Consider the following 7299-nt stretch of genomic DNA (forward strand, 5'->3'; position numbering starts at 1 on the left):
CGCCGGCGACGAAAGACGACGCGAGAGGTCTGCAGAAAGCCTGATTGTTAAGCCGGCGGCCCGCGCCGGCTTTGCCGCTTTTTTCTTATCCGTTTACAAAAATTTTCGAAGCCATCTCATCGCGTTAGTAATCATTCTCTTAGGCTCCACTGCCGTTTGGCTGCCGGGGCCGATTCGATAGCCTGTTGGCAAATAATCACGGACGTTACCATCCGCTGCACGATTTTCTGACTATTCTTAAAGAGCTTTATAAAAAATCTCTTCCGCTGTGTGATAAAAGGAGTTCTCAATGGAATATAAAGATCCCGTGTTTGAACTGCTGAGCAGCCTGGAACACATCGTATTTAAGGATGATAATCAGAAACTTACCTCAAACCGTAAGTCCACTGTGTTTAGTGAATTTGAGCAACTGCGTAAAGGCACTGGACTTAAGATTGACGACTTTGCCAACGTCATGGGCGTGAGCGTCGCCATGGTAAGAGAGTGGGAGTCGAGACGGGTTAGACCGTCTCCCACCGAGCTGAAATTGATGCGCCTGATTCAGGCCAATCCACAGCTTTCACGACAGTTACTCGATTAATCCAGCGCGCAGCGGCATGGGTCAGTAAGGGGGCTTTTGCCGCTGCACCGTAAAAAAAAGTTTGCTATCAGGTGCTGAACGTGCGTTAATGCTCGCAGGTTTGATGTACAGACCACAGAGCAGTCGAATAGAGCAGTCCTTCTAAGGTTATCCAAAGATACCCCCGTAGTGAACTTTCCCTTTATCGCTTTAAATCTGTAGTCCAGACCGCTACGCCGCAAGGCTCACTTATTTTTTTAAAGGTAATTCACTATGTCCGGTAAAATGACTGGTATCGTAAAATGGTTCAACGCTGACAAAGGCTTCGGCTTCATCACTCCTGACGATGGCTCTAAAGACGTGTTCGTACACTTCTCTGCTATCCAGAACGATGGCTACAAATCCCTGGACGAAGGTCAGAAAGTTTCCTTCACCATCGAAAGCGGCGCTAAAGGCCCGGCAGCTGGCAACGTAACTTCTCTGTAAGTTCAAGCCGCTAAGAATCGAGAATCCCTGCCTGATGGCGGGGATTTTTTTTATCTGTCGCCAACAGCCGCCAGCATACGATGGCGGCTGTTGGGCATTCAGAGCAGGGAAAAGTGCCAGCCCGTCTCCCGCCACGCCAGGCTATGGGTCAGCTTCAGACCGTGTAAAAATGCCTCGTCATGTGACACCACCAGCATCGCGCCGGGAAACGCCGCCAGCGCGCTTTCAATAGCCTGTGTCGATGCTAAATCGAGATGGTTGGTCGGCTCATCCAGCAAAAGCAGCTGAGCGGGATCGCGTCGCCAGAGCACGCACGCCAGGGCCGCTTTCAGACGCTCGCCGCCGCTGAGCGTCGCCAGCGGCAGAGTGACCTTATCCGCGCCAAGCTGGAGCTGCGCCAGTCGGGTGCGCAGAAGGCCCTCATCCAGCGGGGTATCGTCCAGGCTCAGGTGCGCCATGACCGATAACGACAGATCCAGCTGCGTCAGATGTTGATCCAGATAAGCCGCGCTCACCGACAGCCGGACATCGCCTGAGACGGCCTGCTCCAGCCCCAGCAGCGTTTTCAGCAAAGTGGTTTTGCCACAGCCGTTCGGTCCCTTTAGCGCAATACGCATCGGACCATCTATACGCCAGTCCAGCGGCGCAGCGGGTGAATGGGCGAGCTGCAATGCTTCCACCACCAGAACCTGCTTGCCGGCGGCCACTTCGCTACCCGGCAGGGTGAACATCACCGGATTGTCGTCTTCTACCCGCTCCCGTGCCTGCTGCACGGCGGCATTCAGACTGCTGTTCTGTTCACGATGCTGACGGCGCAGCGTTCCCGGGCGCTCTTTTGCCGCACCTTTGTACTTCACACGTTCAAACGAGGCAATATTTAGCGTATCAACGGTCCGCAGCGTCTGAGCCGAGCGCCGCTGCGCGGCGTCATGCTCCTTTTGCATTCGCGCGCGGGTGCGCCGTCGCTCGGTCACAGCATGCTCCAGCGCCGCGCGCGCAGCCTGCTGCTCCGCCATACGCTGGCGCTGATATTCATCATAGTTGCCGCCGTAGCTGCGCAGCGCCGTCGGCGTCAGCTCAATAATCTTCGGCATCCGCGTCAGTAACTCGCGGTCGTGGCTGGCGATCAGAGCCCCACCCTGCCAGCTTTCCAGTTGGTGATAGAGCCACTCCCGCCCCTGGCGGTCCAGATGGTTGGTGGGCTCATCCAGCAGCAGATAATCGGCGCCGGAGACAAAGGCGCCGCACAGCAGAGCCTTCATCCGCTCGCCGCCGCTGAGTGAAAAAGCGGGACGATCGGCAGAGAACGGCGGGAGATCGGCTTCACGGAAAGCTAAACTCAGGCGATCGGGGAGATCCCAGTGGCCATCCAATAGATCGAAATCGGCAGCCAGCACTTGACCCTGTTCAAGGCGAGACAAGGCATCAAATATCGGCGCATAGCCCAGCAGCGTAGCGAGGGTGGTCTCCGGCGTAAGCGTCGACTGCTGCGCCACCCAGGCAATAGAAGCCCCGCGCTCGATATAGCCTTCGGCGGGGGAATCCAGACCGGCCAGCAGACGTAGCAGACGCGTCTTACCGACGCCGTTACGGCCGACCAGGCCGCAAAGCGACGATTCCAGCGATAAATTCAGCGGACCAAAAAGCGTATCTCCCGTCGCAAACTGACAGGTGACCTGATGTAAAACAAAAGCGGGGATATGGGCGCAATGAGCCATAAGCACTCCTGAATGAAATCAATACTCCCCTACCCGCAACATCTGCGAGGTAAGGCGTGAAATTCATCAGTCGTGTTTGTTCATTTGTGGGGCGCGCTCCGGTGAGACGAGGAATTCGTCGGGACATAGGATAGCCACACTCCGGTATGCGTTGCAAGCCTGTTTTATTCAACGATCGTGTAAAAATAAAAAGGCCTCCTGATATCAGGAGGCAAATGATTTATTTGGTGAACAATGAAAGGGTGCATTGAGAATGCCTGACACTGCAAGCATGGTGGGGATAGATCCCCACCAGATGCTCTTACTGTTTAATATCACAGGCTAAGAATGCCACCAGCTCAATATTTCCCTGCCTGAGCTGTAATTCACATAGCGAATCACGAACCATCCAGGTCAATAATAAAATAGTGAAGCAAATCACTACTAAGCCAAACAACAGATACTTTTGCGGCATTCCTCGCCTCCAGTGTTGATTTTCAACAAGTAAGAGGCTACTCTTATGGTGTTCATACATAGGGGAGCCTCACTTTGATTACTATCAGGTGGGGCTTTTCTCTGTCTGTCTCCCGCTGAATACCTGAGACACACAGTCTCAAGCACCCGCCGCCATTCTAGCGTAAATACCTCACGGAATTATGTTTATATATTCCTAAAACATTTCTTATCGATGAATGTAAATAATGAAGATATCAATAGCAGAATTATTAACGGTTCATCTATTTATATTTCACGTATAAAAAAACCTGCCCTGAGGCAGGTCTTTTATTATTACCGATACGCTTACTGCAGCAAAGAAATATCCGCGACCTGCAGGAACAGTTCACGCAGTTTGGACAGCAGCGTCAGACGGTTGATGCGAACATCTTTGTCTTCAGCGTTAACCATCACGTTCTCGAAGAATTCATCCACCGGCTCGCGCAGCGCAGCCAGCTCGATCAACGCATCCTGATAACGGCCTGCGGCGAAATACGGCTGCAGTTTGTCGCGCAGCACCACCAGATTGCCCGCCAGCTTGATTTCCGCCGCTTCTTTCAGCACTGAAGCGTGAACGATGTCGTTCAGCGTCTCGTCGGATTTCGCGAGGATGTTGGAGACACGTTTGTTTGCCGCCGCCAGCGCGGAGGACTCTTCCAGGGTACGGAAGTGCGATACGGCTTTCATGCGCGCATCAAAATCCGCCGGGCGGGTTGGACGACGCGCCAGTACCGCCTGGATCGTGTCGACGCCGTAACCTTCGTCCTGATACCAGGCGCGGAAGCGGCCCAGCATAAAGTCGATCACATCATCAACCACGTTGGCGTTGGTCAGCTTCTCACCGTACAGACGCACCGCTTCTTCGGTCAGCGTTTGCAGATCGAGATTCAGGTTCTTCTCAACGATGATACGCAGCACGCCCAGCGCGGCGCGGCGCAGCGCAAACGGGTCTTTATCGCCTTTCGGATGCTGCCCGATACCAAAGATACCCGCCAGGGTGTCCATCTTATCGGCAATCGCCACCGCGCAGGCAACCGGGTTAGACGGCAGCGCGTCGCCGGCAAAGCGTGGTTGATACTGCTCGTTCAGCGCTACGGCCACGTCTTCCGCTTCGCCGTCATGGCGCGCGTAGTGCATCCCCATCACGCCCTGGGTGTCGGTGAACTCGAAGACCATGTTGGTCATCAGGTCGCACTTGGACAGCAGGCCCGCGCGGGTCGCATGGTTCACATCAGCGCCAATCTGCCCGGCAATCCAGCCCGCCAGCGCCTGGATGCGATCGGTCTTGTCGCGCAGGGTCCCAAGTTGCTGTTGGAACAGCACGGTTTCCAGACGCGGCAGGTTATCTTCCAGACGTTTTTTACGGTCGGTGTTGAAGAAGAATTCAGCATCGGCCAGACGCGGACGAACCACCTTCTCGTTACCGGAGATGATCTGCTGCGGATCTTTGGACTCGATGTTGGCTACGAAGATAAAGTTCGGCAGCAGTTTGCCGGCGTTGTCGTAGACCGGGAAGTACTTCTGGTCGCCCTTCATGGTGTAAACCAGCGCTTCGGACGGCACCGCGAGGAATTTTTCTTCGAACTTCGCCGTCAGCACCACCGGCCATTCCACCAGCGAGGTGACTTCTTCCAGCAGGCTTTCGCTCAGATCGGCTTGACCGCCAATCTTACGCGCCGCTTCTTCCGCATCGGCTTTGATTTTGGCTTTACGCTGTTCGTAATCGGCGATGACTTTACCGCGCTCCAGCAGGATCTGCGGGTACTGGTCGGCATGATCGATAGTGAACTCCGGCTCACCCATAAAGCGATGCCCGCGAATCACGCGATCGGACGGAATACCGAGGATAGTGGCCGGGATCACTTTGTCACCCAGCAGCAAAGTCACCGTGTGAACCGGACGCACGAAGTGGACGTCAGACGCGCCCCAGCGCATCAGTTTCGGGATCGGCAGCTTCGCCAGCGAGCTGGCAATCATGTTCGGCAGCAGCGCTTCAGTGCTTTCGCCCTTTACATGGGCGCGATACAGCAGCCACTCGCCTTTGTCGGTGGTCAGACGTTCGGCCTGATCGACGGTGATACCGCAGCCGCGCGCCCAGCCTTCGGCCGCTTTGCTTGGCTTGCCTTCGGCATCGAACGCCTGGGCAATAGCCGGGCCGCGTTTTTCCACCTCGCGATCGGCTTGCGCCGCCGCCAGGTTGGCTACCTTCAGCGCCAGACGACGCGGGGCGGCAAACCATTCCACTTTACCGTGTGCGAGGCCGGCATTATCCAGCTCCGCGGTCACGTTCGCAGCAAAAGATTCCGCCAGGCTGCGCAGCGCTTTTGGTGGCAGCTCTTCAGTGCCGATTTCCACCAGAAAAGTATTCTCAGACATGGCCGCCTCTTATTTATTCTTGTTGCACATCGGGAAGCCGAGCGCTTCACGGGAAGCGTAGTACGCTTCCGCCACTGCTTTAGTCAGGGTGCGAATGCGCAGAATATAGCGCTGACGCTCGGTGACGGAGATGGCTTTACGCGCATCCAGCAGGTTAAAGCTGTGAGCCGCTTTCAGAATACGTTCATAGGCCGGCAGCGGCAGCGGAGTCTCCAGCGCCAGCAGCTGCTGGGCCTCTTTCTCATACTGCTCAAAGCAGGAGAACAGGAAGTCGACGTCGGCGTATTCGAAGTTATAGGTGGACTGCTCCACTTCATTCTGGTGGAACACGTCGCCGTAAGTGGTTTTACCCAGCGGGCCATCGCTCCAGACCAGGTCATAAACGCTGTCCACGCCCTGGATGTACATCGCCAGACGCTCCAGACCGTAGGTTATCTCGCCGGTCACCGGCTTACACTCGAGGCCGCCCACCTGCTGGAAGTAGGTGAACTGCGTCACTTCCATGCCGTTGAGCCACACTTCCCAGCCCAGACCCCAGGCGCCCAGCGTCGGGTTTTCCCAGTTGTCTTCGACAAAACGAATATCGTGAATGGTCGGGTCCATACCCAGCTCTTTCAGCGATCCGAGGTACAGCTCCTGAATGTTGTCCGGCGAGGGCTTAATCACCACCTGGAACTGATAGTAGTGCTGTAAACGGTTCGGGTTTTCGCCATAGCGGCCATCGGTTGGACGACGGGAAGGCTGCACGTAGGCGGTCGCCATTGGCTCCGGCCCTAACGCGCGCAGGCAGGTCATCGGGTGAGAGGTGCCGGCGCCGACTTCCATGTCCAGTGGTTGAACAATGGTGCAGCCCTGACGAGCCCAGTAATCCTGTAAGGTCAGGATCAGGCCCTGGAAGGTCCTGGTATCAAACTTTTGCATATGATTTCGTGCTGGATACGTGTGGATTTAAAGGAAGGAGTCAGTATACCCGCTGGCTGCGAGATATACAGTACGAAACGGCGTTGTTTCAGGAAAACGGACGAAATTTACGCCAGCCGGGGTCGATTCAGCGCATCGAAAGATGCATAAACTGGCCGTCCGGGTCAAAGGAACAGATGAAACGCTCATTCTTGCCGGTCCGCCCCGAAAGCTCATAGCTCGCCTGGAATTGTTCAAAATGGTTCACGTCAACGAGCTGCGTTTGCGTGTTGTAGCGAATAGCGGCCTGATCCTTGCAAAGCTGGGCCATATTGAGCGTCGTTTGCGGAGTAATGCGTGCGCGCTGCGCTTTTTGCGCCGGGGGAGAAATGGTCTCGCTGCAGCCCGCGAGGAGCAGCACCAGCATAACGGAAACAACACCTTTCACCACGTACTCCTCCACCGCCTTGTTAGCAAGTTGTTATCGTAAAGATTCAGTATTACAGGTATTTTGCGAATATCATAAAACCGCGACAAGTCTGTGACCGAAAACTCAGACTAATCTATTGCGACACCGGGACATAAGGCGGGTCAGACCTTATTTCGCCAGCAGACTTTGAGGGACTGATGCAAGAAAAGATACACTGGATCACCAACCTGCGCGGTATCGCCTGCATGATGGTGGTGATGATCCACAGTACCAGTTGGTATATCACTCATCCGCATGCCATCACCCTTATGGAATGGGACATCGCCAATCTGCTCAATTCCGCCTCCCGCGTCAGC

8 protein-coding genes and 1 pseudogene are annotated in these 7299 nt (G+C 55.3%); 4 read left to right on the plus strand and 5 right to left on the minus strand.

Annotated elements, in window-relative coordinates:
* The 3 genes from CW267_RS31130 to cspA all read left to right on the plus strand — a co-directional run.
* Positions 1-181 (plus strand): hypothetical protein (locus CW267_RS31130; protein ID WP_206054970.1); only part of this gene is annotated, 181 nt, incomplete at its 5' end.
* Positions 182-289: 108 nt separating this feature from the next.
* A complete protein-coding gene (locus CW267_RS29145) occupies positions 290-580 on the plus strand; it encodes an HTH-type transcriptional regulator (RefSeq protein ID WP_002921931.1) in 291 nt (96 codons plus the stop codon).
* 252 nt (positions 581-832) lie between these two features.
* Positions 833-1045 carry an RNA chaperone/antiterminator CspA gene (gene cspA / locus CW267_RS29150; protein ID WP_000014594.1) on the plus strand — a complete coding sequence of 71 codons (213 nt, stop codon included), beginning with the start codon at positions 833-835 and terminating at the stop codon, positions 1043-1045.
* A gap of 98 nt (positions 1046-1143) precedes the next feature.
* Here the strand turns inward: cspA and CW267_RS29155 are convergent, their stop codons facing one another.
* The 5 genes from CW267_RS29155 to CW267_RS29180 form a co-directional block, all read right to left on the minus strand.
* Positions 1144-2763, minus strand: coding sequence for an ATP-binding cassette domain-containing protein (locus tag CW267_RS29155; RefSeq protein WP_100781150.1), 1620 nt, complete (start codon positions 2761-2763; stop codon positions 1144-1146).
* A gap of 301 nt (positions 2764-3064) precedes the next feature.
* The gene (hokA, locus tag CW267_RS29160; RefSeq protein WP_012967075.1) at positions 3065-3217 is read right to left on the minus strand and encodes a type I toxin-antitoxin system toxin HokA; all 153 of its coding nucleotides are present in this window, start codon (positions 3215-3217) and stop codon (positions 3065-3067) included.
* Positions 3218-3543: 326 nt separating this feature from the next.
* The gene (gene glyS, locus CW267_RS29165) at positions 3544-5613 is read right to left on the minus strand and encodes a glycine--tRNA ligase subunit beta (protein WP_012967074.1); all 2070 of its coding nucleotides are present in this window, start codon (positions 5611-5613) and stop codon (positions 3544-3546) included.
* 9 nt (positions 5614-5622) lie between these two features.
* Positions 5623-6534: a glycine--tRNA ligase subunit alpha gene (gene glyQ / locus CW267_RS29170; protein ID WP_004205014.1), complete on the minus strand. Its 912-nt coding sequence runs from the start codon at positions 6532-6534 to the stop codon at positions 5623-5625.
* A 127-nt stretch (positions 6535-6661) separates the two neighbouring features.
* Entirely contained in the window at positions 6662-6961 is a 300-nt protein-coding gene (locus tag CW267_RS29180; RefSeq protein WP_077598891.1) for a YsaB family lipoprotein, read from the minus strand.
* A 179-nt stretch (positions 6962-7140) separates the two neighbouring features.
* On the opposite strand from CW267_RS29180, the pseudogene CW267_RS29185 reads away from it, so the two are divergent.
* Positions 7141-7299, plus strand: a pseudogene (locus CW267_RS29185) (acyltransferase); the annotation flags it as partial.

Source organism: Klebsiella sp. X1-16S-Nf21, from assembly GCF_002837615.1.
Classification (GTDB): domain Bacteria; phylum Pseudomonadota; class Gammaproteobacteria; order Enterobacterales; family Enterobacteriaceae; genus Klebsiella; species Klebsiella variicola.

What these genes read in the sequence shown, in the direction of transcription:
- CW267_RS29145 (WP_002921931.1), top strand. Translation starts at nt 290, where the DNA reads ATGGAATATAAAGATCCCGTGTTTGAACTGCTGAGCAGCCTGGAACAC.
- cspA (WP_000014594.1), top strand. Translation starts at nt 833, where the DNA reads ATGTCCGGTAAAATGACTGGTATCGTAAAATGGTTCAACGCTGACAAA.
- CW267_RS29155 (WP_100781150.1), bottom strand. Translation starts at nt 2,763, where the DNA reads ATGGCTCATTGCGCCCATATCCCCGCTTTTGTTTTACATCAGGTCACC.
- hokA (WP_012967075.1), bottom strand. Translation starts at nt 3,217, where the DNA reads ATGCCGCAAAAGTATCTGTTGTTTGGCTTAGTAGTGATTTGCTTCACT.
- glyS (WP_012967074.1), bottom strand. Translation starts at nt 5,613, where the DNA reads ATGTCTGAGAATACTTTTCTGGTGGAAATCGGCACTGAAGAGCTGCCA.
- glyQ (WP_004205014.1), bottom strand. Translation starts at nt 6,534, where the DNA reads ATGCAAAAGTTTGATACCAGGACCTTCCAGGGCCTGATCCTGACCTTA.